The 25,848-nt window shown below is 71.9% G+C and carries 21 protein-coding genes; 8 read left to right on the top strand and 13 right to left on the bottom strand.

Annotated features, from left to right (window positions below):
* Positions 1-3 precede the first annotated feature (3 nt).
* On the bottom strand, positions 4-1,785 hold the full coding sequence (locus ACH34Q_RS05290) for an NAD+ synthase (protein WP_395981583.1): 1,782 nt from the start codon (positions 1,783-1,785) through the stop codon (positions 4-6).
* Between the two features lie 68 nt (positions 1,786-1,853).
* Positions 1,854-2,879 (bottom strand): terpene synthase family protein, encoded by a 1,026-nt coding sequence (locus tag ACH34Q_RS05285; protein ID WP_395981582.1) that lies wholly within the window; start codon positions 2,877-2,879, stop codon positions 1,854-1,856.
* A 132-nt stretch (positions 2,880-3,011) separates the two neighbouring features.
* Here ACH34Q_RS05285 and ACH34Q_RS05280 point away from each other — a divergent pair, with 132 nt between their 5' ends.
* The 5 genes from ACH34Q_RS05280 to ACH34Q_RS05260 all read left to right on the top strand — a co-directional run bounded on the left by ACH34Q_RS05280 (position 3,012) and on the right by ACH34Q_RS05260 (position 10,650).
* Complete coding sequence (locus ACH34Q_RS05280) at positions 3,012-3,848, top strand: transporter substrate-binding domain-containing protein (protein WP_395981581.1); 837 nt, start codon at positions 3,012-3,014, stop codon at positions 3,846-3,848.
* Positions 3,845-4,675: an amino acid ABC transporter permease gene (locus ACH34Q_RS05275; protein WP_395981580.1), complete on the top strand. Its 831-nt coding sequence runs from the start codon at positions 3,845-3,847 to the stop codon at positions 4,673-4,675. Before ACH34Q_RS05280 ends, ACH34Q_RS05275 begins: the two co-directional genes overlap by 4 nt.
* The gene (locus ACH34Q_RS05270; RefSeq protein WP_395981579.1) at positions 4,672-5,544 is read left to right on the top strand and encodes an amino acid ABC transporter ATP-binding protein; all 873 of its coding nucleotides are present in this window, start codon (positions 4,672-4,674) and stop codon (positions 5,542-5,544) included. Before ACH34Q_RS05275 ends, ACH34Q_RS05270 begins: the two co-directional genes overlap by 4 nt.
* Positions 5,545-5,851: 307 nt before the next feature.
* Positions 5,852-7,213 carry a glutamine synthetase family protein gene (locus ACH34Q_RS05265; protein WP_395981578.1) on the top strand — a complete coding sequence of 454 codons (1,362 nt, stop codon included), beginning with the start codon at positions 5,852-5,854 and terminating at the stop codon, positions 7,211-7,213.
* A gap of 143 nt (positions 7,214-7,356) precedes the next feature.
* On the top strand, positions 7,357-10,650 hold the full coding sequence (locus ACH34Q_RS05260) for a bifunctional [glutamine synthetase] adenylyltransferase/[glutamine synthetase]-adenylyl-L-tyrosine phosphorylase (RefSeq protein WP_395981577.1): 3,294 nt from the start codon (positions 7,357-7,359) through the stop codon (positions 10,648-10,650).
* Here the strand turns inward: ACH34Q_RS05260 and ACH34Q_RS05255 are convergent.
* Positions 10,635-11,660: a phosphatase PAP2 family protein gene (locus ACH34Q_RS05255; protein WP_395981576.1), complete on the bottom strand. Its 1,026-nt coding sequence runs from the start codon at positions 11,658-11,660 to the stop codon at positions 10,635-10,637. The two genes, ACH34Q_RS05260 and ACH34Q_RS05255, sit on opposite strands and share 16 nt — an antisense overlap.
* 216 nt (positions 11,661-11,876) lie before the next feature.
* Between ACH34Q_RS05255 and ACH34Q_RS05250 the strand changes: the two genes are divergently transcribed.
* Complete coding sequence (locus ACH34Q_RS05250; protein ID WP_395981575.1) at positions 11,877-13,439, top strand: alpha/beta hydrolase; 1,563 nt, start codon at positions 11,877-11,879, stop codon at positions 13,437-13,439.
* Positions 13,440-13,451: 12 nt separating this feature from the next.
* Here the strand turns inward: ACH34Q_RS05250 and ACH34Q_RS05245 are convergent, their stop codons facing one another.
* Both ACH34Q_RS05245 and glnA read right to left on the bottom strand, forming a co-directional pair.
* On the bottom strand, positions 13,452-13,847 hold the full coding sequence (locus ACH34Q_RS05245; RefSeq protein ID WP_395981574.1) for an OsmC family protein: 396 nt from the start codon (positions 13,845-13,847) through the stop codon (positions 13,452-13,454).
* A 155-nt stretch (positions 13,848-14,002) separates the two neighbouring features.
* Positions 14,003-15,427: a type I glutamate--ammonia ligase gene (gene glnA / locus ACH34Q_RS05240; protein WP_395981573.1), complete on the bottom strand. Its 1,425-nt coding sequence runs from the start codon at positions 15,425-15,427 to the stop codon at positions 14,003-14,005.
* A 175-nt stretch (positions 15,428-15,602) separates the two neighbouring features.
* Here glnA and ACH34Q_RS05235 point away from each other — a divergent pair, with 175 nt between their 5' ends.
* Entirely contained in the window at positions 15,603-16,094 is a 492-nt protein-coding gene (locus ACH34Q_RS05235; protein WP_395981572.1) for an RDD family protein, read from the top strand.
* A gap of 215 nt (positions 16,095-16,309) precedes the next feature.
* Here ACH34Q_RS05235 and ACH34Q_RS05230 read toward each other — a convergent pair whose 3' ends face one another.
* Complete coding sequence (locus tag ACH34Q_RS05230) at positions 16,310-17,005, bottom strand: DUF4191 domain-containing protein (RefSeq protein ID WP_395981571.1); 696 nt, start codon at positions 17,003-17,005, stop codon at positions 16,310-16,312.
* A gap of 64 nt (positions 17,006-17,069) precedes the next feature.
* Positions 17,070-17,999, bottom strand: coding sequence for a lipoyl synthase (gene lipA, locus ACH34Q_RS05225; RefSeq protein WP_395981570.1), 930 nt, complete (start codon positions 17,997-17,999; stop codon positions 17,070-17,072).
* 158 nt (positions 18,000-18,157) lie between these two features.
* On the opposite strand from lipA, the gene ACH34Q_RS05220 reads away from it, so the two are divergent.
* A complete protein-coding gene (locus ACH34Q_RS05220; RefSeq protein WP_395981569.1) occupies positions 18,158-18,664 on the top strand; it encodes a DUF1877 family protein in 507 nt (168 codons plus the stop codon).
* A 16-nt stretch (positions 18,665-18,680) separates the two neighbouring features.
* On the opposite strand, the gene lipB is transcribed toward ACH34Q_RS05220, so the two are convergent.
* The 6 genes from lipB to ACH34Q_RS05190 all read right to left on the bottom strand — a co-directional run bounded on the left by lipB (position 18,681) and on the right by ACH34Q_RS05190 (position 25,845).
* Positions 18,681-19,400: a lipoyl(octanoyl) transferase LipB gene (gene lipB, locus ACH34Q_RS05215; protein ID WP_395981568.1), complete on the bottom strand. Its 720-nt coding sequence runs from the start codon at positions 19,398-19,400 to the stop codon at positions 18,681-18,683.
* Between the two features lie 47 nt (positions 19,401-19,447).
* On the bottom strand, positions 19,448-20,185 hold the full coding sequence (locus tag ACH34Q_RS05210; RefSeq protein WP_395981567.1) for a Type 1 glutamine amidotransferase-like domain-containing protein: 738 nt from the start codon (positions 20,183-20,185) through the stop codon (positions 19,448-19,450).
* Between the two features lie 87 nt (positions 20,186-20,272).
* Positions 20,273-21,160: a TIGR01777 family oxidoreductase gene (locus tag ACH34Q_RS05205; RefSeq protein ID WP_395981566.1), complete on the bottom strand. Its 888-nt coding sequence runs from the start codon at positions 21,158-21,160 to the stop codon at positions 20,273-20,275.
* Between the two features lie 109 nt (positions 21,161-21,269).
* Positions 21,270-22,772, bottom strand: coding sequence for a 2-oxoglutarate dehydrogenase, E2 component, dihydrolipoamide succinyltransferase (gene sucB, locus ACH34Q_RS05200; RefSeq protein ID WP_395981565.1), 1,503 nt, complete (start codon positions 22,770-22,772; stop codon positions 21,270-21,272).
* Positions 22,773-22,814: 42 nt separating this feature from the next.
* The gene (gene lpdA / locus ACH34Q_RS05195) at positions 22,815-24,257 is read right to left on the bottom strand and encodes a dihydrolipoyl dehydrogenase (protein ID WP_395981564.1); all 1,443 of its coding nucleotides are present in this window, start codon (positions 24,255-24,257) and stop codon (positions 22,815-22,817) included.
* 94 nt (positions 24,258-24,351) lie between these two features.
* Positions 24,352-25,845, bottom strand: a complete 1,494-nt coding sequence (locus ACH34Q_RS05190; protein WP_395981563.1) for a leucyl aminopeptidase — start codon at positions 25,843-25,845, stop codon at positions 24,352-24,354.
* Positions 25,846-25,848: the final 3 nt, after the last annotated feature.

The raw sequence follows: 25,848 nt of genomic DNA, 5'->3' as shown, positions 1-25,848 counted from the left end.
CTCTTACAACACCTCGCGCCAGCGGTTGGTGATGGGGAGTCTGCGGTCGCGGCCGAAGTTCTTGGCGGTGATCTTGGGGCCGGGCGGGTACTGGCGGCGCTTGTACTCGGCCAGGTCGACCAGGCGGATGACGCGTTCGACCAGGGCGGTGTCGTGGCCGGCGGCGATCAGGGCGTCGCGGCCCATGTCGCGCTCGACGTAGTCGACCAGGAGGGGGTCGAGGACGTCGTAGGGGGGCAGGGTGTCGCGGTCCTTCTGGTCGGGGCGGAGTTCGGCGGAGGGCTCCTTGACGATGATGGCCTCGGGGATGGGTTCCTGCTCGAACGGGTGCAGGAAGGGCAGGCTCGTGCCGGTCTGGGTGTTGCGCCACCGGGCCAGGGCCCAGACCATCGTCTTGGTCAGGTCCTTGATGGGGCCGAAGCCGCCGGCGGAGTCGCCGTAGAGGGTGGAGTAGCCGGTGGCCAGCTCGCTCTTGTTGCCGCCGGTGAGGACGAGGTGGCCGTGCTCGTTGGACAGGCCCATCCAGATGGTGGCGCGGATGCGGGCCTGGAGGTTCTCGTCGGCGAGGCCGTGCAGGTCGAGTTCGGCCTCGAAGGCGTCGACCATGCCGCGGATCGGGACGATCCGGGAGTGCAGACCCTGGCGCTTGACCAGCTCTTCGGCGTCGGTGACCGAGCCTTCGGTGGAGTAGCGGCTGGGGAGCAGGACGACGTGGACGTCCTGGGGGCCGAGGGCGTCGGCGGCGATGGTGGCGACCAGGGCGGAGTCGATGCCGCCGGACAGGCCCAGGAGGACTGAGCGGAAGCCGTTCTTGCGGGTGTAGTCGCGGGTGCCGAGGACGAGCGCCCCGTACACCTCGGCCAGGTCGTCCAGGGGAGTGACGGCGGTGTGCGGGTTCGGGCGGTAGCGGGGCGGGACGCTCTCGCCGACGACCCGGTGGTCGATCGTGATGGTGGTGCCGTCGAGGGCGTTGACCGGGCCGGTGACGGGTTCCAGGGCCGCGGCGGGCAGGTCCAGGTCGGCGAGCAGGAGGTGCTCGACGAACTGGGGGGCGCGGGCGAGCGGGGCGCCGTCGGCGCCGACGATCAGGGAGTCGCCGTCGAAGACCAGCTCGTCCTGGCCGCCGACCATGTTGACGTAGGCCAGGGCGCAGCCGGCCTCGCGGGCGCGGTCGGCGCACAGTTCCAGCCGGACGTCGTCCTTGTTGCGCTCGTACGGGGAGGCGTTGATGGCCAGCAGGAGGCCGGCGTCGGCGGTGGAGGTGACGCTGACCGGGCCGCCGTCCTGCCAGAGGTCCTCGCAGATCACGGTGGCCACGTCCACGCCGTTCACCCGGATGACGGGCAGCGTGTCGCCGCGGACGAAGATGCGGTACTCGTCGAAGACGCCGTAGTTGGGCAGGTGGTGCTTGGCGGAACGGATCAGGACCTCGCCCCGGTGCAGCCAGGCGGCGGCGTCGAGGGGGGAGCCGGCGGGCATGCCCGCGCGCGCCTGGCTGACCGGGCGGCGGTCGAGGTAGCCGGTGACGACCGGGATGTCGCCGAGGCCCTCGTCGGCGAGCCGGCGGGCGGTGCGTTCCAGCGCGCGCTGGGAGGCCTCGACGAACGAGGAGCGCAGTGCGAGGTCCTCGACCGGGTAGCCGGTCAGGGCCATCTCGGGGAAGGCGACCAGGTGCGCGCCCGCGTCGGCGGCACGCCGGGTCCGGTCGACGATCAGGTCGGCGTTGCCCTCCAGATCGCCGACCGTCGGGTTCACCTGTGCGAGTGCGATCCGTAGCTGTGCCACATCAACCAGCCTAAAGGAGGCGAATAGGTATCGTCATTATGACGAGAAGTGCCGTCGCGCGCCAGCCGTCAGCGCAGCGAGGCCAGTGCGTCCAGACGATGCCCGCTGAAACCGGAGGTATACCGGCCGGATTCGGCGAGCCAGTCGATGTGCGCGCGCGGGGCCCCCAGCAGGACCCGGACGACCTGGCGGGCGGCCGCGCACTCGGCGGCCGACAGCCGCAGCTTGCCGATGGTGCTCACCATCGCGCGGGTCCCGGTCAGGACCTCGTCGGCCTTGACGGCGATGCGGTCGGCGACCTGGGCGCCGGCCTGGGCGGGCTCGACGCCGTACGCGGCGGCCAGCACGATCACGTGGTTGTGCACGTCGCCGAGCACGGACTCGCGGCTGTACGAGGCGATGTCGTTCGACCAGGTCAGCACGTCGGCGGTGCCCTCCAGCAGGGAGGTCCAGGCGGGCAGCGCCAGCAGCCGTTCGGGCAGTTCCACCCCGAGCACGGCCTCGACCAGGTCGTACAGGAACGGGGCGGCGCCGCGGCGGCGCAGGGCCGGGTACGTGTCGGGGGACGGCATCTGCCGGATCCGGCGGTGGACGGCCTGGTCCGCGCAGCCCGTCCGGTGCTCGTCGAGGTGGGCCAGGAAGCGGCGGCGCCACTCGAGGGTCATCAGGCCGCCGGTCGCCCGCCACAGTTCGACGATCGTGGTCTCCAGCGGCCGGGCCCCGGGACTGGCGTGGCCGCGCCTGATCGCCTTCAGCAGGTCCTCGAACACCGCGTGGACGGCGGTGGCGCTGCCCGACACCGAGGCCTCGTCGAGCGTGTCATCGAGCGCGAACGTCCAGGTCAGCCAGCGCGCGAAGAGATCGACCCGGGACGGGTCGGCGGACGGGAACAGCCGGCCGGCCAGCCGTTCGCAGCGGGCCCGGCCGAGCGGCGAGTTGTCCGGGTCGCCCAGCACCAGGCCACGGCCCCGCGCCCAGGAGTCGACCCGCTCGCCCAGCCGCCACGCGTCGGCGCGCATGACCGAGGGCGCCGACAGGGCGGTGGCCCGGTCGGCGAGCGAGAGCAGCATTGAGGCGTCCACGACACGAACCACGTTATTGATCATTCTGAGACCGAGCCGACGATCGCCACGTCAAATTTCGGGAAATGGAAGGGGGAGGCGGACCGTTCGATCGGCGCACCGCGCGGTATGGTCCGGCGATCTGCAGGAAAAACAGGAGGAATCGTGTCCGGATCTACCCCCCGGCGCCTCGCGCTGGGCACGGCGGCGATCGCGCTGACGCTGACGACGGCCACCGCCTGTGGCGGCGGCGACGAAGGTGCCACGGTGCAGGGCGTCAAGCTCATCAAGCAGGGCACGCTGACCTCGTGCACGCACCTGCCCTACCCGCCGTTCCAGGAGGAGAAGAACGGCAAGGTGGTCGGGTTCGACGTGGACATGGTCGATCTGGTGGCCAAGAAGCTCGGCGTCACCCAGAAGATCATCGACACCCCGTTCGAGACCATGAAGACGGGCTCGGCGCTGAACGCCGGCAAGTGCGACATCGTCATGGGCGGCATGACGATCAAGCCCGATCGGGTCAAGTTCATGGACGTGTCGAAGCCGTACTTCGACGCCACCCAGGCGCTGATGGCCAAGAAGGACAGCGGGATCACCTCGCTGGACGACGTCAAGACCAAGAAGCTCAAGCTGGGCTCCCAGGCCGGCACCACCGGTGAGGGCTTCGTCAAGGAGAAGGGGATGGACCCGCGCTCCTTCGACAACTCGCTGGCCGAGCTGGACGGCCTGCGCACCGGCCAGGTCGACGTGATCGTCCAGGACTACCCGGTCGTGCAGGGCTGGCTGAAGGACTCGGCCAACGCCGCCAAGTACGCCATCGTGGCGAACCTGGAGACCGGTGAGCAGTACGGGTTCTGGATGCGCAAGGGCCACAATCCCAAGCTCGTCGAGATGACGAACAAGGCCATCGCCGACGCCATGGCGGACGGCACGTACAAGAAGATCTACGAGAAGTGGATCGGTCCGATGCCCAAGGCCGACGGCTCCGGCGGGACTCCGTGACGGCTGAGCCCGCCAAGGTGGCGGCGCCGGCCGGGATGTCCCGGCGGCGCCGCCGTCAGCTCACCCTGGGCGGGCAGTACGGGCTGTTCGCCGCGGTCGTCGTGGTGATCGTGCTGCTGGCCGACTGGCCGCAGCTGCGCGAGAACTTCGCCAACATGGACGTGGCCAGGGAGCTGTTCCCGGAGATCCTGTCGGTCGGGCTGCTCAACACCGCCGCCTACACCGGGCTCGGCTTCGCGCTCGGACTGGTGGCGGGGCTGGTCGTGGCCCTGATGCGGCTGTCGTCGGTGGCCCCGTACCGCTGGTTCGCCACCGTCTACATCGAGGTCTTCCGCGGCCTGCCGCTGCTGCTGATCTTCATCTTCGTGGGCGTCGGCGTACCGCTGGCCTTCCCGGGCGTCAACGTCCCGGGCGGCGTGGCCGGGCAGGCGGGCCTGGCGCTCGGGCTGACCGCGACCGCGTACATGGCCGAGACGATCCGGGCGGGCATCGAGGCGGTGCCGCCCGGGCAGCGGGAGGCGGCGCGCTCGCTCGGCATGTCGCACGGCCGGGCGATGTTCTCGATCGTCATCCCGCAGGCGTTCCGGATCATCATCCCGCCGCTGACCAACCAGCTGGTGCTGCTGTGCAAGGACTCCTCGCTGGTGCTCTTCCTCGGCGTCACGCTGGACCAGCGCGAGCTGACCAAGTTCGGGCGTGACCTGGCGGGCGAGCAGGGCAACACCACGCCGATCGTCGTGGCGGGCATCTGCTACCTGCTGCTCACGATCCCGCTGAGCCTGCTGGCCCGGCGGCTGGAGGCACGGCAGCGGAAGGCGGCACGATGACGGACGCTCAGGAACCGAAGGACACGAAGGACCCGATGGACACGGGCGGCGAGCCCCGGGACGCGGCGGTCGGGCCCCAGGACGCGGCGGCGGCCGGCGGTGCCGTCAACATCACCGACCTGCACAAGTCGTTCGGGACGAACCACGTGCTGCGCGGGATCGACTTCCACGTCGATCCCGGCGAGGTGGTCTGCGTGATCGGCCCCTCCGGGTCGGGCAAGTCCACCCTGCTGCGCTGCGTCAACCTGCTGGAGGAGCCCGACGCCGGGTCGGTACGGGTCGTCGGCGCGGAGATCACCGACCCCGAGGTCGACATCGACGCCGTACGGCGCCGGATCGGCATGGTGTTCCAGTCGTTCAACCTCTTCCCGCACCTGACGGCGCTCGGGAACGTGACGATCGCGCAGCGCAAGGTGCTCAAGCGCGGCAAGGCCGAGGCCGAGCGCACGTCCCGCGAGGTGCTGGAACGGGTCGGGCTGGCCGACAAGTTCGCCGCCTATCCGGCCCAGCTGTCGGGCGGGCAGCAGCAGCGGGTGGCGATCGCGCGGGCCCTGGCGATGGGCCCCGAGGTGATGCTCTTCGACGAGCCGACCTCCGCGCTGGACCCCGAGCTGGTCGGCGACGTGCTCGGCGTCATGCGGGAGCTGGCCGAGGAGGGGATGACCATGCTGGTGGTCACCCACGAGATGAGCTTCGCCCGCGAGGTGGCCGACCGGGTGGTGTTCATGGACGGCGGCGTCGTGGTCGAGGAGGGCCCGCCGGCCCGGGTGATCGACGACCCCCGGCACGAGCGCACCCGGACGTTCCTGTCCCGCGTCCTGGACCCGGCCGCCGCCCGCGTCGGTGAGGTCCCGGAGGGAAGGGCCTGAGACCCGCCGGTGTGCCCCGTACGCCCGTGGTGGGAGCCCGTGGTGGAGGCCCGTGGTGGAGGCCCGTGGTGAAGGCCCGTGCCGGGCGCCCGTGCGGGGCACACCGGTGGGTATGGCAGAGTTTGGAACGGTGTGATGAGCGGTTTCGCTCCAGGCCGAAGCGGCGACCGTCGTACGTAACGTCGCGGTAACAGCGGCGGGGCATACTGCAGGCTAGGCAGGCCTGTCGGCACCTGCGGAAACACCCGCCCGCCGCACCACCGGCGACGGGTACGCCGCAGGCACGGCATCGTCAGAGGAGAAGGCTTTGGACCGTCAGCAGGAGTTCGTGCTCCGCACGCTGGAGGAGCGCGACATCCGCTTCATCCGGCTGTGGTTCACCGACGTGCTCGGGTTCCTGAAGTCGGTGGCGGTCGCGCCCGCCGAACTGGAGGGGGCGTTCGCGGAGGGCATCGGGTTCGACGGCTCGGCGATCGAGGGCTTCGCCCGGGTCTACGAGGCCGACATGATCGCCAAGCCGGACCCCGCCACGTTCCAGGTGCTGCCCTGGCGCAGCGAGGCGCCGGGCGTCGGCCGGATGTTCTGCGACATCCTGATGCCCGACGGCACGCCCAGCTTCGCCGACCCCCGGTACGTGCTCAAGCGCGCGCTGGCCCGGGCCGCCGATCTCGGCTTCACCTTCTACACCCATCCCGAGGTCGAGTTCTTCCTGCTCAAGGACAAGCCCGAGGACGGGCGGGTGCCGGAGCCGGTGGACTCGGGCGGCTACTTCGACCACACCCCGCACAGCGCCGGGCACGACTTCCGGCGCAACGCGATCATGATGCTGGAGTCGATGGGCATCTCGGTGGAGTACAGCCACCACGAGGGCGCCCCGGGCCAGCAGGAGATCGACCTGCGGTACGCCGACGCGCTCACCACGGCCGACAACATCATGACGTTCCGGCTGATCATGAAGGAGGTCGCCCTGGAGCAGGGCGTGTTCGCCTCCTTCATGCCCAAGCCGTTCACCGAGCACCCGGGCTCGGGCATGCACACCCACATGTCGCTGTTCGAGGGCGACCGCAACGCCTTCTACGAGCCGGGCGCCGAGTTCCAGCTGTCCAAGGTCGGCCGCGCGTTCATCGCGGGCGTGCTGCGGCACTCGGCCGAGATCACGGCCGTCTGCAACCAGTTCGTCAACTCGTACAAGCGGCTGTGGGGCGGCGTCGGCTCGACGGCGGGTGCCGGCGGCGAGGCCCCGTCCTACATCTGCTGGGGCCACAACAACCGCTCCGCGCTGGTCCGGGTCCCGATGTACAAGCCGCAGAAGGGGCACGCGACCCGGATCGAGTTCCGCTCCCTGGACACCGCGGCCAACCCCTACCTGGCGTTCGCGGCCATCCTGGGCGCCGGCCTCAAGGGCATCGAGGAGGGGTACGAGCTGCCCCCGGGCGCCGAGGACGACGTGTGGGCGCTGACGTCCGCCGAGCGCCGCGCGCTGGGCATCGAGCCGCTCCCGCAGAGCCTGGACGAGGCCATCCACGCGATGGAGCGCAGCGAGCTGATGGCGGACGTGCTGGGCGAGCACGTCTTCGACTTCTTCCTGCGCAACAAGCGCGCGGAGTGGGAGGAGTACCGCCGCCAGGTCACCGAGTTCGAGCGGAAGCGGATGCTGGCCGTCCTTTAGGCGCCGGAACCGGCCAGACGCCATCGGGCCTGGACGTCATAACGCCTGGTGGGCGGGGCGGTGAGGGTAACGCAGCGAAATCGAGACCGTTCGCCGCCCGGTTCGCGCTCGGTGGCGGGCCCGCCCGGATTACGGTTGAGGCCGTGAGCGAGCCGTGGACACCCGAACGCCGCCCTTCCCTGACCGGCCGCCTGGCCAGGCTGGGATTCACCGACGCCGGCCGCGCCGAGCGGGCGCTGCTGGCGGCCGGGCGGGAGGCGGGCACCGCGCCGGACGACGACGTGCTGGACGCCCTGGGCGGTACCGCCGATCCCGACCTCGCGCTGGACGGCCTGCTGCGGCTGCTGGCGGCGGCGGACGCGGCCGGCCAGGGCGGCGAGCTGCGCGCGGCGCTGCGCAAGGACGGCGCGGTCCGCGACCGGCTGCCGGCGGTGCTCGGGGTGAGCGCGGCGCTCGGCGATCATCTCGCCCGCCATCCCGACCACTGGCGGGCGCTCGGCGAGGATGGAACGGTGCACCCGGGCGCCCCGAAGGTCCTCGGGGCCACGGAAGCCACGGAAGCCACGGAAGCCACGGAGGCCAGTCCGGAGGCGCGGCCGATGCTGCTGCGCGCGGCGCTGCTGACTGCCGTGGGGGCCGATCCGGCGGCGGCCGAGCCGGTGGCGCGTCCCACGCACGCAGGGGGCACCGGGTCAGGCGGCACGGGCTCAGCAAGCACGGGGTCAGCAAGCACGGGGTCAGCAAGCACGGGGTCAGCAAGCACGGGGTCAGGGAACACAAAACCCGACACACTGCTGGCGCTGCGGGCCGAGTACCGGCGGCATCTGCTGGCGCTGGCGGGCCGCGACCTGACCGGCGTGGCCGGTGTCGCGGAGGTGGCGGCCGAGCTGGCCGACCTGGCCGCCGCGGCGCTGGAGGCGGGGCTGGCCATCGCCCGCGCCGAGGTCCCCGAGCACGAGACCTGCCGGATCGCGGTGATCGGCATGGGCAAGTGCGGCGGCCGGGAGCTCAACTACGTCAGCGACGTGGACGTGATCTTCGTGGCGGAGGCCCGGGAGGGCGCGGCCGGCGCCACGGGCCGGGACACGGGCCATGACACGGGCCACGCCACGGGCCACGACGCGGGCCAGGACGAGGGGGAGGACGCCGCGCTGCGGACCGCCTCCCGCCTGGCGTCGGCCATGATGCGGGCCTGCTCGGCCACCACGTCCGAGGGCGCCCTGTGGGAGGTGGACGCCAACCTCCGTCCCGAGGGCAAGGCCGGGCCGCTCGTCCGGACCCTGGCCAGCCACCGCGCCTACTACGAGCGCTGGGCCAAGACGTGGGAGTTCCAGGCGCTGCTCAAGGCGCGCCCGGTGGCCGGGGATGCCGAGCTCGGTGCCCGCTACCTCGCCACGATCACGCCGCTCATCTGGAAGGCGGCGGCGGGGGAGCGCTTCGTCGAGGACGTCCAGGGCATGCGGCGCCGGGTGGAGGCCCATCTCAACCAGCGCAACCCCGAGGCCGAGCGCCAGCTGAAGCTCGGCCCGGGTGGCCTGCGGGACGTGGAGTTCGCCGTCCAGCTGCTCCAGCTCGTGCACGGCCGTACGGACGAGTCACTGCGCGCCTCCAGCACGCTGGGGGCGCTGACCGCGCTGTCGGAGGGCGGGTACGTCGGGCGCGACGACGCCGCCGCGCTCGCCTCGGCGTACCGGTTCCTGCGCCGGGTGGAGCACCTGGTCCAGCTGCACCGGCTGCGCCGTACCCACATGGTCCCGGACGACCCCGCCGACCTGCGCCGCCTCGGCCGGGCCCTGGGCCTGCGCACCGAGCCGGTCGGGGAGTTCACCGCACTGTGGCGGCGGCACGCCCGCGAGGTCCGCCGCATCCACGAGAAGCTCTTCTACCGCCCGCTGCTGCGCGCCGTGGCCCGGCTCCCCGGACAGGAGGCGCGGCTCACTCCCGAGGCCGCCCGCACCCGTCTGGTGGCGCTCGGCTACAGCGACCCCGCCGGGGCGCTGCGCCACATCGAGGCGCTCAGCTCGGGGGTGTCGCGGCGCGCGGCCATCCAGCGGACGCTGCTGCCGGTGATGCTGGGCTGGTTCGCCGACGCGCCCGACCCCGACGCGGGCCTGCTCGGCTTCCGCCAGGTGAGCGACGCCCTCGGCACCACCCCGTGGTACCTGCGGCTGCTGCGCGACGAGGTGACCGTCGCCGAACGGATGGCGTGGGTGCTCGGCTCCAGCCGCTACGCCACCGACCTGCTGCTGCGCGCCCCCGAGGCCGTGACGATGCTGGGCGACTCCGCCGAGCTCACCCCGCGCCCGTACGAGTCGCTGCGTACCGAGGCCCTCGCCGCCGTGCGCCGCCGCAGCGAGCCCGCCGCAGGCGCCAAGGGCACCGCCGAGGACGCCGTCGCGGTCGTCCGGGGCCTGCGCCGCCGGGAGCTGTTCCGGGTGGCCGTCGCCGACCTGCTGGGCCTGGCCGACGTCAGCGCGATCGGGGAGGCGCTGACCGACATCGCCGCCGTCACCATCGAGGCCGCGCTGCGGGCCGCGACCGCCAAGATCGAGCTCGACCGCGGGGAGCCACTGCCGACCCGGCTGGCGGTGGTGGCGATGGGCCGCTTCGGCGGCCACGAGCTCGGCTACGGCAGCGACGCCGACGTGATGTTCGTGCACGATCCGCTGCCCGGCGCCGACGAGCGCGAGGCGGGACGGGTCGCGCACGCGGTCGCCGAGGAGCTGCGCAGGCTGCTGGCGCTGCCCGCCCCCGACCCGCCCCTGGAGATCGACCCCAACCTGCGGCCCGAGGGCCGCCAGGGGCCGCTGGTGCGCACGCTGGCCTCGTACGCCGCGTACTACGCGCGCTGGTCGGCGCCCTGGGAGAGCCAGGCGCTGCTGCGCGCCGACCCGATCATCGGCGATCCGGAGCTGTGCGAGCGCTTCCGCGCCCTCATCGACCCGGTCCGCTGGCCCGAGGACGGCATCGGGGACGACGCCGTACGGCAGATCCGGCGCTTGAAGGCGCGGATGGAGTCCGAACGGCTGCCCCGCGGCGTCGACCGGAGGCTGCACACCAAGCTCGGCCCGGGCGGCCTGTCGGACGTGGAGTGGGTCGCCCAGCTGCTCCAGCTGCGGCACGGGCACGACGTCCCGGCGCTGCGTACGACGCGTACGCTGGCCGCCCTTGAGGCGGCGGAGGCGGCGCGGCTGCTGGAGGCCGACGACGTGGCGGTGCTGTCGGAGGCGTGGCAGCTGGCGACACGCATCCGGGGCACCGTGATGCTCGTACGCGGGCGCGCCTCGGACCTGCTCCCCACCGACCACCACCACGAGCGCAGCGCCGTCACCCGCGTCCTGGGCTACCCCGGTACGGGCGACCTGCTGGAGGACTACCGCCGGCACGCCCGCCGGGCCAGGGCCGTCGTCGACCGCGTCTTCTACGGCGTCACCTGATCGGGTACGCGGGACGGCCGTTCGGCGCGGTCTCCGGAGACGCCCCCGAGGGTCTCCGGAGACGGTAGCGGTGGCGGGACCGGTATGTGGGTCGCCCGGGTGCGCCGGGCGGGCGCGAACCGTTCACGCAGCCGCGAGCCCGGCGGCACGATCAGCAGGAACACGACCCGCTGCAGCGCCAGGCCCGCCGCCTGCGCACCCAGCCGCTTCAGCTGGGCCGGGTAGCGGTGGTAGAGCAGCCAGGACAGGCCCAGCGCGGCGCCGATCAGGGCGAACCCGATGACCGCGTCCAGCAGGTAGTGGTTGGCGGTGGCCAGGATGACCGCGACCGTGGCGAGCGGGTAGAGCACCCCCAGCACCTTGATCCAGCGCCGGGAGGCCAGCCGGACCAGCACGAACCCGCACCACAGCGCCCAGCCGGCGTGCATCGACGGCATCGCCGCGTACTGGTTGGTGAACGTCGCGGACGCGTCGCTGGCGTACAGGCCCATCGAGTGCAGCGCGGTGACCGGGTCGACGAAGCCCTCGTCGTGCAGGAAGCGCGGCGGCGCGAGCGGGTAGAGCCAGTAGCCGATCAGCGCGAGCCCGGTGGCCGACATGAGCCCCGTACGCAGCCAGCGGTAGTCGTGCGGGCGGCTCCGGTAGAGCCACACCACCACGACGAGCGTCACCCCGAAGTGCGCGGTGGCGTAGAAGACGTTGGCGGTACGCGCCAGCCAGGGCACCGACAGCAGCGCCTGGTTCATGCCCAGTTCGATGTCGATGCCGATGAGCCGTTCCAGTCCGAGGATCTGGTCGGCGTTCGCGAAGGCCGTGCCGGTGCCGTCCTGAACCAGCACGATGCGCGTCAGCGTATAAGCGGCATAGAAGAACGCGATGAGCAGCAGTTCGCGCCAGAGCGGGGGCGCGGTCAGCGCCCGGGGAAGGGGAAGGCGGGTGTCCCGCCGCGGGATGGCGCGGCGGGCCTGGTCGGTGCGGCTGTGGGGGGCCGGCGGGGCGGTTTGCGCCATGCTCGTAACTCTGCCGCGCGACCGTCCGTTTGAGATCACCGCACCGAACGGTCTTCGTCTCAGACCTGAGGAGTACGACCCTGACGCCGTCCCCGGTCTTTCGGGGGATGGATCTCAGGGTTCCGGAGTAGACCAAGGTCAGGGTGGGGGCAGGCATCGTCCTCCAGGACGATGGGTAGGCCCGGGACGTCCCCCCGCGATCGGAGCGGAGGGGCGATGGCGCGGAGGGAGATCATTCTCACGGTCCTGACCGCGTGCGGCCTCGCCTTCGGCTCGGGCGGCTGCTCCGACGGCGCCGGCAGCCTGCCGGACACGGGCCGCGGCCACGGGTTGCCGGTCTCCATCACCGGCCAGCGGCCGACCTGGGGTCCCTGCCGCGACCTGCCCACGGCCTCGCCGGCCCCGACCGCCGCGCGGCCGGCGAGCCTGGAATGCTCCAGCGTCACGGTGCCCCTCGACTACGGCGAGCCCGGCGGCGACACGATCCGCATCGCGCTGATCAGAGCCAGGGCCACCGGCGACGGCGACCGGATCGGCTCGCTGGTGTTCAACTTCGGCGGGCCGGGCGCCGCGGGCGTCGACATGCTCGCCGGGTCCCTCGACCACTACAAGAACCTGCGGACCCGGTACGACCTGGTGAGCTTCGACCCGCGCGGGGTGGGCCGCAGCTCCCCGGTCACCTGCGTGGACGACCGCCGGATGGACGGGCTCGCCGCCATGGACGACTCGCCCGACGACGCCGCCGAGGAACGGGCCTTCGTCGACGCGCGCCTCTCGTACAGCACAGGGTGCGGCCGGCACGCCGGCAAGCTCCTGCCGCACGTGGGGACGGACTCCGCCGCCCGCGACCTGGACGTGATCCGGATGGCGCTGGACGACGCCCGGCTGCACTACTTCGGGATCTCGTACGGGACGTGGCTCGGCGGCGCCTACGCCCACCGGACCCCGGGCGACGTCGGACGGGCCGTCCTGGACGGCGCCGTGGACACCGAGATCAGCGAGATCGACCTGGACCTCCAGCAGACCGCCGCGTTCGAGCGCGCCCTCGGCGCCTTCGCCGCGCACTGCGCCACGCAGGGCGACACCGCCTGCCCGCTCGGCCGCAGCAAGGACCAGGTCGTCGGCGCCGTGGGCGGGCTGCTGGGCGGCCTGGACACCGCACCGCTGCGCACCGACGACCCGGGAGGGCGGCGGCTCACCCAGAGCCTCGGCGTCACCGGCGTCATGGCGGCGCTCTACTCCAAGGAGCTGTGGCACGTGCTCCGGGACGGGCTGACCGAGGCCGCCGAGGCCGAGGACGGCAGTACCCTGCTCGCCCTCGCCGACCTCCAGCTCGGCCGCCGGCCGGACGGCCGCTACACCAACTCGGTGGCCGCCAACACCGCGATCACCTGCGCCGACACCCCCGAGCGCCCGACGGCGGGGGACGTGCGGCGGCTGCTGCCCCGGTTCAGGAAGGCCTCGCCGGTGTTCGGACCCTCGATGGTCTGGGGACTGCTGCAATGCGCGGGCTGGCCGGTACGGGGCGACGCCAAGGCAGGCGAGGTGAGCGCCCCAAGCGCCGCCCCCATCCTGGTCATCGGCAACACCGGCGATCCTGCCACCCCGTACGCCTGGGCCCCGGCCCTGACGAAGGAACTCGGCGGAAAGGCCACACTCCTCACCCTCAAGGGGGAAGGGCACGGCGCGTACGACACGGGCAACGCCTGCGTACGCCGGGCCGTTGACGCCTACCTGCTGGAGGGCAAGGTCCCGCGCAACGGCACGACCTGCACTTAGGACAAGCGCGGTCTACGGCAGGAGCTGCTCGACCTCCATCGGGTTCTTCAGCGCGTTCCCGACCGTGCAGTACCGCTCGTTCACCCGGCGGGCCACCGCCTGGAACACCTCCGCCGCCTTCTCGTCCCCCTCCGGCAGCTCCACGTCGTACTCGATCGTGATCGTGCCGAGCGTGCTGGTCGCGATCTTGTCGGCCCGTACGGTCGCCGCCAGCCGCACCAGCCGGTGCCCGCGCTTGGCCGTCAGCGGCTCCACCGTGACCAGCTCGCACCCGCCCAGCGCCGCCAGCAGCAGCTCCACGGGCGAGAACACGCCCTCCTCGTCGGGCGAGCCGATCGCCACCCGCGCCCCGCGGTCGTTGGTGGCCTCGAAACCGTCCTCGGTCCGCTGCACGTTCACGGCGGTCATGGGAGCTCCTTCATTCGTCACGGTGATCGTTCCGCAGGTTCGATCATCGCAGCAGGGGCGCCCCGCGTTCTTCCCGCCCGGCGACACGGCGGAGCCCCGCCGCCCTGGAACAGGCGGCGGGGCTCCCCGGTGGGCCCGGTGGCCTAGATGTCGTACTAGATGTCGTAATAGAGCTCGAATTCGTGCGGGTGCGGCCGGAGGCGGATCGGGTCGATCTCGAACTCGCGCTTCATCGCGATGTACGTCTCGACCAGGTCCGGCGTGAAGACGCCGCCCTCCAGCAGGTAGTCGTGGTCGGCCTCCAGCGAGACGAGCACGCCCTCCAGCGAGCCGGGCACCTGCGGGATCGCGCGGGCCTCCTCGGGCGGCAGCTCGTAGAGGTCCTTGTCCACCGGCTCGGCGGGCTCGATCTTGTTCTTGATGCCGTCCAGGCCGGCCATCAGCATCGCCGAGAACGCCAGGTACGGGTTGCAGGACGGGTCGGGGACCCGGAACTCGATCCGCTTGGCCTTCGGGTTGGAGCCGGTGATCGGCACCCGGATGCAGGCCGACCGGTTGCGCTGCGAGTACACCAGGTTGACCGGCGCCTCGAAGCCCGGCACCAGGCGGTGGTACGAGTTGACCGTCGGGTTGGTGAACGCCAGCAGCGACGGCGCGTGCCGGAGCAGGCCGCCGATGTAGTAGCGCGCGTTGTCCGACAGCCCGGCGTAGCCGACCTCGTCGTAGAACAGCGGCGAGCCGTCCTTCCACAGCGACTGGTGGCAGTGCATGCCCGAGCCGTTGTCACCGAAGATCGGCTTGGGCATGAACGTCACCGTCTTGCCCTCGGCGCGGGCGACGTTCTTCACGATGTACTTGTAGAGCATCAGGTTGTCGGCCGTCTTCAGCAGCGTGTCGAAGCGGAAGTCGATCTCCGCCTGGCCCGCCGTGCCGACCTCGTGGTGCTGCATCTCGACCTGGATGCCGGAGGCGATCAGCTGGGAGACCATCTCCGAGCGCAGGTCGGTGTAGTGGTCCATCGGGGGGACCGGGAAGTAGCCGCCCTTGTACGGGGGCTTGGCGCCGAGGTTGCCGCCCGCCTCCTCGCGGCCGGTGTTCCAGGCGCCCTCGATCGAGTCCAGGAAGTAGTAGCCCGCGTTCTCCTTGGTCTCGAAGCGGACGTCGTCGAAGATGTAGAACTCGGCCTCGGGACCGAAGTAGCAGGTGTCGGCGATCCCCGTACCGCGCAGGTAGTCCTGCGCCTTCTTGGCGACGTTGCGCGGGTCCCGGCTGTAGGCCTCGCCGGTGAGCGGGTCGTGCACGAAGAAGTTCAGGATCAGCGTCTTGTGCTGCCGGAACGGGTCGAGCACGGCGGTGCTCGGATCCGGGAGCAGGAGCATGTCGGACTCGTGGATCTCCTGGAATCCGCGGACCGACGACCCGTCGAACATCAGCCCCTCGGTGAAGACGCTCTCGCCGAAGCTCTCCACGGGGAACGTGAAGTGCTGCATCTTGCCCGGCAGGTCAACGAACCGACAGTCGACGAATCGCACACCTTCGTTCCTGATGAAGCTCAGGACCTCATCGGCGCTGCTGAACATCCAGCCTCCTTGGGGCGCTCTTTGGCTCCTGGCAGCCTAGGGAGCGGCCGTTTCCCGGCCGTGTCTCATATGTTTCGACTGTGTTACGCATCACTCTGTGCTTTGCGTCACGTCACCAAGGGCCTGTGCCCCGACCCGGGTAAGCCCGTGTCCAGGGACCGGATAACGTATGGTCATGAGCACCGGTAAGGAGCGCCAGCCCCAGCCCCAGGGCCAGCGGTGGACGCAGACGTGGCTGGGCGGCGCGCGCGCGGCCGGGGCCGACCTCGGTTATCCGGGGGAGCGGCTCGGCCTGCCGGAGAAGGGCAGCGGCGCGGCGGCGGGCTACGGCCGCCGGCTCCTGGCCCTGTTCATCGACTGGGGCGTGTCCCTGCTCATCGCGAGCTTCCTGACCCGGCTCCTGGAGTGGTCGCCCCCGCAGCGCAGCATGTGGACGCTGGTGATCTTCGGTGTCCAGATCTGGCTGCTGATCGGCTTGCTCGGCACCACCATCGGCAAGCGGCTGACCAGGATCCGGGTGGCCCGCCTCGACGGCCGCCCGGTCGGCCCGGTGTGGGCGCTGGCCCGTACGGCCCTCGTCCTGCTGGTCGTCCCGGCGCTGATCTGGGACCGCGACTACCGCGGCATGCACGACCGCGCCGCCAACACGATCGTCGTGAACAACTAGCCGGTGCCCATGACCTGAGCCAAAGGCCCGTTCATACAGAAAAGCGCCCGGCGACGGGCGCTTTCTTTTGGCTCAGCCACCGCGCGAGCGCGTTACCTGGCCGGGTGAGGCGACGCCGGAGGCGAGCCTCACCCGGCCAGATCGCGAAGCGATGCCGCGCTCGCACAAGGCACGGTCACGGTGCGAGCCGCCAGGCGAGCACCGTGGGCCGGGTCTTAACGAGATTTCGGCTTGGGACTCTTGGGCATTCTGGCGCCCTTGGGCATCGGGCCCTTGGGCATCTGCATGTTGCGCGGGAGGGCCTGCAGCCGGTCGTTCAGCTCGGCGACCTGGCCCTTGGTGAGGTTGCGCGGCAGCTTCATCAGGTGCCGCTGCAGCTTGCCGACGGGGATCTGGCCCTCGTCGTCGCCGACCTGCACGTCGTAGATCGGGACCTGCTGGGCCGCGCGGGAGATGCGCTTCTTCTCCGCGCCCAGCAGCGGCCCCACCCGGTTGCGCGGGCCCTCGGAGACCAGCACGACGCCGGGCCGTCCGACCGCGCGGTGCACCATGTCCAGGTTGCGGTTGCCGCTGACCGCCTCGGTGATCGTCCAGCCGCCGCGCATGTTCTTCAGGATCGCGGCGGCGGCGCCCGGCTGCCCGGCGATCACCTTGTACTGCGCGCGCTGGGCCAGCTGACCGAACACGATCATGCCCACGGCGATCGCGGCCAGCACCCCCAGCGGGATGAAGAACCACGTCTGGCCGATGACCAGGCCGATCAGGATGACGACGACCAGCGTGCCGATCGCGGCGCCCAACACGATCGGCAGGGCCTTCGGGTCGGCCTTGCGGAGCATCTGGGCGACCATGCGGATCTGCTTGAGGCGGCCCGGACGCTCCTGGGCTCCGTCCGTGGGCTTTTTCGACATGCCTATAAGGATAGTCCGGTTGGGCCACGTCCCGGCCACGGTGTCCGTGGCCGGGGACGGGAAATCAGCCGGTACGGGCCTCGATGGCCTGCTTGTAGAGGCGGCCGGCGCGGTAGCTGGAGCGCACCAGCGGGCCGGACATCACCCCGGTGAAGCCGATCTCCTCGGCCTCGGCCGACAGCTCCACGAACTCCTCGGGCTTGACCCAGCGCTCCACCGGGTGGTGCCGCGGGGAGGGCCGCAGGTACTGGGTGATCGTGATCAGCTCGCAACCCGCCTCGTGCAGGTCGCGCAGCGCAGCGGAGACCTCCTCGCGGGTCTCGCCCATGCCGAGGATGAGGTTGGACTTGGTGACCAGGCCGTCCTCGCGGGCGCGGGTGATGACCTCGAGCGAGCGCTCGTACCGGAACCCGGGACGGATCCGCTTGAAGATCCGGGGCACCGTCTCGACGTTGTGCGCCAGCACCTCGGGCCGCGAGCCGAACACCTCGGCCAGCTGCTCGGGCACCGCGTTGAAGTCGGGGATCAGCAGCTCGACGCCGCAGCCGGGCACCGCCGCGTGGATCTGCCGGACGGTCTCGGCGTACAGCCAGGCTCCGCCGTCCTCCAGGTCGTCGCGGGCGACCCCGGTGATGGTGGCGTACCGCAGGCCCATCGTCGCCACCGACTCGGCCACCCGGCGCGGCTCGTCGCGGTCGAGCGCGGCGGGCTTGCCGGTGTCGATCTGGCAGAAGTCGCAGCGCCTGGTGCACTGGTCGCCGCCGATGAGGAACGTGGCCTCGCGGTCCTCCCAGCACTCGTAGATGTTGGGACAGCCGGCCTCCTGGCACACCGTGTGCAGGCCCTCGGACTTCACCAGCTTGGTGAGCTCTCGGTACTGAGGTCCCATTTTCAGCCGAGTCTTGATCCAGTCGGGCTTGCGCTCGATGGGGGTCTGGCTGTTGCGGGCTTCAACGCGTAGGAGCCTGCGCCCCTCAGGTGTCACCGTAGTCACGTGTCCAGGTTACGTCCGGTTGACCGGTGCCCCCGCATCGGCGGTCAAGATCACACGTTCGCAACCAGGCCGATATCGGTTTTCTCCCCTGGACACCACCCGATCTCCTATGGTGACTCCCTGTCGTCGTACAAGAGCCCTTCGCAGGAGGATCCACCGTGGGCCTGGCCATGTCGTACCTCAGGGTGCCGCCCGTGCTGGAGGGGGAGCAGGATCCGGGCGCGATCGCCCGCCTGATCTTCGGTGCCTCCGACTGGCGGCGCCGGCAGCCCGCCCCGCAGGTCCTCGACCTCGGCGGCGGCTGGCAGGCGCTGCACTTCCTCATCACCGGCGACCCGTGGGACGGGCGCCCGCCGGAGGCCGACGTGGTCTGCGGCGGCCGGCTGCTCACCGAGGACGGCGCGGCCGAGCTGGGCCTGGACGTGATCTACCTGGCCCCCGACCGGGTGAAGTCCGCCGCCGACCATCTGGCCGGTACCCCGTACGGGAGCATCGCCGAACGGTACGACCCGGCCGCGATGGCCGCCGCCGGCGTCCAGGACGCGGCCGCGCTCAAGCCCGACGCCGTGGCGCTGAAGCCCGCCTACGACGGGCTGACCCGCTTCTTCCGGGCCGCGTCCGACGAGGGCCAGGCGCTCTACAAGGTGATGGCCGAGCGCGGCTAAGCGGGGCAGAGCCCGGCTAGGCGCCGGTGGCCCGGCCGCCGAGCTGGGCGGTGGTGCGGTGGACGTACTCCGGCGCGCCCAGGACCTTGGCCAGATGCCGTTCCACGATGGGCGTCACCTCGGCCACCGTGATCCGGCGGCCCAGCTCCGCGCTGAGCGAGGTGGTGCCCACGTCCCGGATCCCGCACGGAACGATCCGGTCGAACCAGCTCATGTCGGTATCGCAGTTGAGCATGAAGCCGTGCATCGCCACCCCGCGCGAGACCCGGATCCCGATCGAACCGATCTTGCGGTCGGGGGTCCCGGTCACCCACAGCCCGCTGCGCCCCTCGACCGTGGCGGTCGGCAGCCCGAACTCGGCGCAGACGTCCATCATCATCCGCTCCAGCAGCCGCACGTACGCGACCACGTCGACCGGGTCGGCCAGCCGGACGATCGGGTAGCCGGTGAGCTGCCCGGGACCATGCCAGGTGATCTTGCCGCCCCGGTCCACGTCCACCACCGGGGCGCCCGGGTCGCCGAACGGGCGGTCGAGGGGTTCGGTGCGCTTGCCCGCCGTGTAGACGGGCTCGTGCTCCAGCAGCAGGACGGTGTCGGGGATCTCGTCGTTCACGCGCCGCTCGTGCGTGCGCCGCTGCAGGGCCCAGCCGTCCTCGTAGGGGACCGCCGCGGTGCCGAACCCCGCGTGCACGAACACCAGCTCACGCGCCTGGGCGCGTACCTCCACGTCGCTCACGCCGTCCAGCTTATGCCGCACACCTGCTCAAACCGCACATCCGCCCCTCAGAGGGACGCGAGCAGCCTCGGGTCGATCCGGTACTCCTTGGCGGTGCCCGGCCCGTCCGGCTCCACCCGGTAGGCCCCGGCCGTCTTGACGTACGAGACCGCCTGGACGAACTCGGTGCCCACGTAGTGCAGCGCGACGCCCTCGTCGGCCGCGTACCCGCCGGGCAGCGTGCCCTCCCCGACGAGCTGCTGCAGCAGCGGGCGCCGCTGCTTGTCGCTGTCGTAGTGGACGCCGCAGGAGTACGGCAGGAAGCCGAGCCCGTCGGTCGTCGGCTGGAGCTGCGGCCCGAACGAGTCGGTGTTGCCGCCCACGTGCCAGCACAGCGCGCCCGCGCTCTGCCCGGCCAGCACCACGCCCGCCGTCCACGCCTCGCGCAGGATCTCGTCGAGCCCGTGCGTCCGCCAGACCGCCAGCAGGTTGGCCACGCTGCCGCCGAACACGTACACCAGGTCCTGGGCCAGCAGGTGGGCGCGGATGTCGGCGATGTTGGGCATCGGGAAGAGCGCCAGGTGGCTGACCTCGGCGTCGGTCCGCGCGAACGCCGCGTACGCGCGCCCGATCCGGGCCTGGTCGTCGCCGGTCGCGGTGGCGAGGAAGCAGACCCGGGGTCGGTCCTGCCCGGTCAGGTCGAAGGCGTAGCGCATCAGGGGACTCGGGATCATCCCGTCGCGGTCGTCGGGGACGAAGTCCCCGCCGCCGATGGCCAGGATGTGGGGCTGTCCGTCGGTGCTCATGTCGTCACCGTACGGCCATGGGCGGGAGCGGAGGGTGACTTTGATGATTCTTGGCAGCGCCGGTTCGGCGCTGCTCCGGGACGGCGTTCAGCGCTCCTTCAGGACGGAGTCCAGGGCGCCGCCGATCTCCGGGTGGGCGAAGGAGAACCCGCTCTCCTCCAGCCGCCGCGGCACGACCCGCTGGCTGATCAGCGGCCCCTCGTCCGCGAAGCCCCGCAACGCCGCCCGCAGCGCGAACGCGGGCACCGGTATCACCGCCGGGCGGTGCAGGGCCCGGCCTAGCGCCTTGGTGTACGCGGCGTTGGTGACCGGCCTCGGCCCCACGACGTTCACGGGGCCCTCGATGTCGCGCTCGATCAGGTGGCGCAGCGCGGCGACGGTGTCGTGGAGCGTGATCCAGCTGAGCCACTGGCGCCCGTTCCCGAGCGGCCCGCCGAGCCCGAGCTTGAACAGGGGGAGGGTGCGGCCGAGCAGCCCGCCACGGGGCGCGAGCACGACGCCCGTGCGCGGGTGGACGACCCGTACGCCCGCGCCCGCCGCCGGAGCCGCCGCGGCCTCCCAGTCGCGTACCAGCTCGGCGAGGAATCCCTTGCCCAGCTCCGCGGACTCGTCGGCCTCCCGGTCGCCGGTGTCGCCATAGAAGCCGATCGCCGACCCCGAGACGAACACGCCCGGCCTGACCTGCGCGACGGCCTCGGCAAGCGTCCGCGTACCCGCGATCCGGCTCTCGCGGATCAGCCGCTTGCGCGCCGCCGTCCACGGCCGGTCGCCCACGCCGGCCCCGGCCAGATGGACGACGGCGCCGGCCCCTTCGAGGGCGCCATGGTCGACCACGCCGCGCGGGTCCCAGCGCGCCTCGTCCGCGCCTTGGGGCGCGCGCCGTACGAGGCGTACGGCCTGATGCCCGTCGAGCCGCAGGCTCCGCACCAGAGCCGTCCCGATCAACCCGCTCGCGCCGGACACGATCACCTTCATGCTCCACACCCTAGAACGGGCCATGCCGGGAACGGGAGAACCCCGCCGTTCCCGGGGGAGCGGCGGGGTTCTTCGATCCGGGTGAGGGCCCGTCAGGCTCGAACGCGGCTCAGAGGCCGAGCTCGGACTCGAAGTTGCCCTCCTCGAGACGGTGCTTGATCGTGCCCAGGAAGCGGGCCGCGTCGGCGCCGTCGATGAGGCGGTGGTCGTAGCTCAGTGCCAGGTAGCACATCGAGCGGACCGCGATGACCTCGCCCAGGTCGGGGTCGTCGATGACGGCGGGGCGCTTGACGACGGAGCCGGTGCCGAGCATGCCGACCTGCGGCTGGTTGAGGATCGGGGTGTCGAACAGCGCGCCCCTGCTGCCGGTGTTGGTCAGCGTGAACGTGCCGCCCGCCAGCTCGTCCGGGCTGACCTTGTTGGTGCGGGTCCGCTCGGCCACATCGGCGATCCGCTGGGCGAGGCCGCCCAGGTTGAGCTGGCCGGCGTTGTGGATGACCGGGACCATCAGCCCGCGCTCGGGGACGTCGACGGCGAGGCTGAGGTTCTCCACGTCGTGGTAGGTGACCTCGTTGGTCTCGCTGTTGATGACCGCGTTGAGCTTGGGGTGGACCTTGAGCGCCTCGACCGTCGCCTGGGCGAAGAACGGCATGAACGACAGCTTCACGCCCTCGCGGGCCAGGAAGTCGGCCTTGGCCCGGTCGCGCAGCCGCGCGACCTTGGTCATGTCGACCTCGACCACGGTGGTGAGCTGGGCCGAGACCTGCAGCGACTCGACCATCCGGCGGGCGATGGTCTGCCGTATGCGGCTCATCTTCTCGGTCTTGCCGCGCAGCGCGATCTGCTCGGCCGGGGCGGTCGCCGGAGCCGTACGGCGCGGCGCGGACGGGGCCGCGGCCGGAGCCGGGGCACCGGCCGGAGCGGCACCGCCCGGAGCGGGTGCCTGGGCCGGGGCCGCGGGGGCCGGGGCGGCCTGCTGGGCGGCGCGGGCGGCCTCCAGCACGTCCTGCTTGCGGACGCGGCCGCCGACGCCGGTGCCCTTGACGGTGCTCAGGTCGACGTCGTGCTCGGAGGCGAGCTTGCGCACCAGCGGGGTCACGTACGGGCCGTCACCGGACGGGGCCGCGGCGGGTGCGGGTGCGGGTGCCGGGGCCGCCTGCTCCTGCGAAGCGGGCGCCGGGGCGGGCGGCGAAGGCTGCTGCGGAGCGGCCGGCGGCGGCCACGCCGACGGCGGCGGGCCCTGCGGCTCCGGCTGCGCCGGGGCGGGCGCCTCGGCCTGCGGTGCCGGCTGCGAGGTCGGCTGCTCCTGCGGAGCCGCCTCCTGCGGCGCGGGCGCCTGCTCCTGCGGCGCGGCGGGGGCCGGTGCGGACTCCCCGCCCTCGCCGATGATCGCCAGTTCGGCGCCGACCTCGACGGTCTCGTCCTCGGCGACCTTGATGCTGGTCAGGGTGCCCGAAGCGGGGGAGGGGATCTCGGTGTCGACCTTGTCGGTCGATACTTCGAGAAGCGGCTCGTCGGTCTCGACGTGCTCACCCTCCTTCTTCAGCCAGCGGGTGACGGTGCCCTCGGTGACGCTCTCGCCGAGCTGGGGCATAGTGACGGAGACCGGCATGGCTCTCAGCGACTCCTTTAGAGATGTTTCCCGTACCGGCGTTCAGCCGTGCACGTGCAATGGCTTGCCGGCGAGCGCCAGGTGTGCCTCGCCGAGCGCTTCGGATTGTGTCGGGTGGGGATGGATCAGCTGGGCGACCTCCGCGGGGAGCGCTTCCCAGTTGTAGATGAGCTGGCCCTCCGCGATCAGTTCGCCGACGCGGGCCCCGACCATGTGGACGCCGAGGACGGGGCCGTCCACGGCGGCGATCACCTTGATCTCGCCCTGCGTCCCCAAGATCTTGCTCTTGGGGTTCCCGGCCAGATCGTAGCTGACCTCGTTGATCTCGTGCCCGCGCTCGCGGGCCATCGCGGAGGTCAGGCCCACCGAGGCGACCTCGGGGTCGGAGTAGGTGATCCGGGGGACCCCGGCGTAGTCGATCGGCGCCGGGCTGAGCCCGCCGAGCCGCTCGGCCACCAGGATGCCCTCGGCGAAGCCGGCGTGCGCGAGCTGCAGCGTCGGGATCAGGTCGCCGACCGCCGAGATCGTCGGGACGTTCGTGCGGCAGAACTCGTCGACCTTGACGAACCCGCGCTCGGTCTCGACGCCCGCGGCGTCCAGGCCCAGATCCTCGGAGACCGGCCCGCGGCCGACGGCGACCAGCAGCAGCTCGGCGTCGATCGTCCTGCCGTTCTCCAGCGTGACCGCGACACCGCCCTGGGTCGTCTTGGCCTCCTGGAACCGGGTGCCCAGCTCGTACTTGATCCCGCGCTTGCGGAAGGCGCGCTCCAGCCGCTTGGAGCTGGACTCCTCCTCCAGCGGCAGCAGGTGCGGCAGCGCCTCGACGATCGTGACCTCGGCGCCGAACGAGCGCCAGACGCTGGCGAACTCCACGCCGATCACGCCGCCGCCGAGGACGACCACCGAGCCGGGCACGTGCTCCAGCTTGAGCGCGTGGTCGCTGGAGATGATCCGCTCGCCGTCGATCGCCAGCCCGGGCAGGCTGTTGGGCCGCGATCCGGTGGCCAGCACCAGATGCGCGCCCTCGACCGTGCTCGTGCCGCCGTCGGCGGCCGTGACGGTCACCGCGTCGGGCCCGGCCACCCGGCCCTCGCCCTCGATGACCGTGATGCCCTTGGACTTGATCAGCCCGGTCAGGCCCTTGACCGTGGCCGAGACGATCTTGTCCTTGTAGGCGTTGACGCCCGCGACGTCGATGCCCTCGAAACTGGCCTTGATCCCGAACGTCGCCGCCGCGCGGGTCTGGTCGGCGACCTCCGCGGCGTGCAGCAACGCCTTGGTGGGGATGCATCCCCGGTTGAGGCAGGTACCACCGAGCACGTCGCGCTCGATCAGCGCGACGGAGCGGCCGAGCTCGGCCGCTCGCAGCGCGCACGCGTAACCGCCGCTGCCACCACCTAGGACGACGATGTCGAAGGGGCCGCTGTTGGCCACTGGACGCTCCCTTTTCCCGTCTCGCGCTTCCTCATGGTGCCCCGGACCCATGCTGTCCCGGACTCATGTGCCCCGGACTCATGGTGCCCCGGACGGTGCCGGGGAACCACTTCGCCCGTCCAGCCGGGTCAACGCCGGCCGGTCGCTAGAGAATCCCGGCAGCGAGATCCTCGGCGATCTGCACCAACGTACGTGTCGCGGCTCCCGTGCCGCCCTTGGGGGTGTAGCCGTACGGCTCGCCCTTGTTGAACGCGGGACCGGCGATGTCGAGGTGGGCCCAGCGGACGCCGTCGGGGACGAACTCCTTGAGGAACACGCCCGCCACCAGCATGCCGCCCCAGCGCTCGCCGCTGATGTTGGCGATGTCGGCCACCGCGGAGTCGAGCCCCTTGCGCAGCTCCGCCGGCAGCGGCATCCCCCAGGACTGCTCCCCGGCACGGTCGGCCGCCGCCACCACCTTCTCACGGACGCCGTCGTCGTTGGCCATGACTCCGGTGGTCCGGGTACCGAGCGCGACCAGCTGCGCGCCGGTCAGCGTGGCCACGTCCACGATCAGGTCGGGGGAGTCCTCGCCCGCCCGGACCAGGGCGTCGGCCAGGACGAGCCGTCCCTCGGCGTCGGTGTTGAGGACCTCGACGGTCTTGCCGCCGTAGATCCGCAGCACGTCGGACGGGCGCTGCGCGGTGCCGCTCGGCATGTTCTCGGCGATGGCCAGGTAGCCGACCACGTTCACCTTGGGGGCGATCCCGGCGATGGCGGCCATCGCGCCGAGCACCGCGGCGGCGCCGCCCATGTCGGACTTCATCCAGTCCATCGCCTCGGCGGGCTTGAGTGACAGGCCGCCGGAGTCGAACGTGATGCCCTTGCCCACCAGGACGAGCGTCTTGGCCGCCTCGGCGTGGGTGTAGGAGAGCCGCACCAGGCGGGGCGGGTTGACCGAGCCCTGCCCGACCCCGGCGATGCCGCCGTAGCCGCCCTCGACCAGCGCCTTCTCGTCCAGGACCTCGATGGCCAGCCCGGTCTCGCCGGCGACCCGCTCGGCCGCGCCGGCCAGGTCCTCGGGGACGAGGTCCGACGGCGGGGTGTTGACCAGGTCGCGGGCCAGCGAGATGGAGTCGGCCAGCGTGCGCGCGCGCTCGACGGAGGCATCGCCCGCGTCGCCGAGGACGGTGATCTCCGCGACCGGCTCCTTCTGCTCGCCGGTGCGGTACGTACCGAAGCTGTAGTTGCCCAGCAGCGCGCCCAGCGCGACGGCCTCGATCTCCTCGGAGGAGGCGGCGGGCAGCGCGACCGCGACCTTGGCGGTGCCCGCCAGCGCCCGCACGCCCGCGCCCGCGGCCCGGCGCAGGGCCTCGGCGTCGGGGGACTCGCCCAGCCCGACCGCCACCACGACGGAGGCGGGCACGGCGCCCAGTGTCGGAAGCTTGGTGATCTCGCCGGCCTTGCCGGTGGCGCCCAGCGCCGCGAGCGCCTCGGCGAGCCGGCCGCCGAGGGCCTGGTCGAGGCCGGCGGCGTTCTCCGCGCGAGGCCGCGCACCCGTGCCGGAGCCCGGATCCGAGCCGGCGGGAGCGACGCCGATGATGATCGCGTCGACGTCGAGAGTGGCGGGGTCTGCGCTGTCCAGGCTGATGCTCGTCACGTA

The organism is Actinomadura sp. 9N407, assembly GCF_044326315.1.
Classification (GTDB): domain Bacteria; phylum Actinomycetota; class Actinomycetes; order Streptosporangiales; family Streptosporangiaceae; genus Spirillospora.
Note: the sequence above shows the minus strand (reverse complement) of the source record. Positions and strands in the feature narration are given on the sequence as shown.

What these genes read in the sequence shown, in the direction of transcription:
- ACH34Q_RS05270 (WP_395981579.1), top strand. Translation starts at nt 4,672, where the DNA reads ATGACGGACGCTCAGGAACCGAAGGACACGAAGGACCCGATGGACACG.
- ACH34Q_RS05255 (WP_395981576.1), bottom strand. Translation starts at nt 11,660, where the DNA reads ATGGCGCAAACCGCCCCGCCGGCCCCCCACAGCCGCACCGACCAGGCC.
- ACH34Q_RS05250 (WP_395981575.1), top strand. Translation starts at nt 11,877, where the DNA reads ATGGCGCGGAGGGAGATCATTCTCACGGTCCTGACCGCGTGCGGCCTC.
- ACH34Q_RS05245 (WP_395981574.1), bottom strand. Translation starts at nt 13,847, where the DNA reads ATGACCGCCGTGAACGTGCAGCGGACCGAGGACGGTTTCGAGGCCACC.
- glnA (WP_395981573.1), bottom strand. Translation starts at nt 15,427, where the DNA reads ATGTTCAGCAGCGCCGATGAGGTCCTGAGCTTCATCAGGAACGAAGGT.
- ACH34Q_RS05235 (WP_395981572.1), top strand. Translation starts at nt 15,603, where the DNA reads ATGAGCACCGGTAAGGAGCGCCAGCCCCAGCCCCAGGGCCAGCGGTGG.
- ACH34Q_RS05230 (WP_395981571.1), bottom strand. Translation starts at nt 17,005, where the DNA reads ATGTCGAAAAAGCCCACGGACGGAGCCCAGGAGCGTCCGGGCCGCCTC.
- ACH34Q_RS05210 (WP_395981567.1), bottom strand. Translation starts at nt 20,185, where the DNA reads ATGAGCACCGACGGACAGCCCCACATCCTGGCCATCGGCGGCGGGGAC.
- ACH34Q_RS05205 (WP_395981566.1), bottom strand. Translation starts at nt 21,160, where the DNA reads ATGAAGGTGATCGTGTCCGGCGCGAGCGGGTTGATCGGGACGGCTCTG.
- sucB (WP_395981565.1), bottom strand. Translation starts at nt 22,772, where the DNA reads ATGCCGGTCTCCGTCACTATGCCCCAGCTCGGCGAGAGCGTCACCGAG.
- lpdA (WP_395981564.1), bottom strand. Translation starts at nt 24,257, where the DNA reads ATGGGTCCGGGGCACCATGAGGAAGCGCGAGACGGGAAAAGGGAGCGT.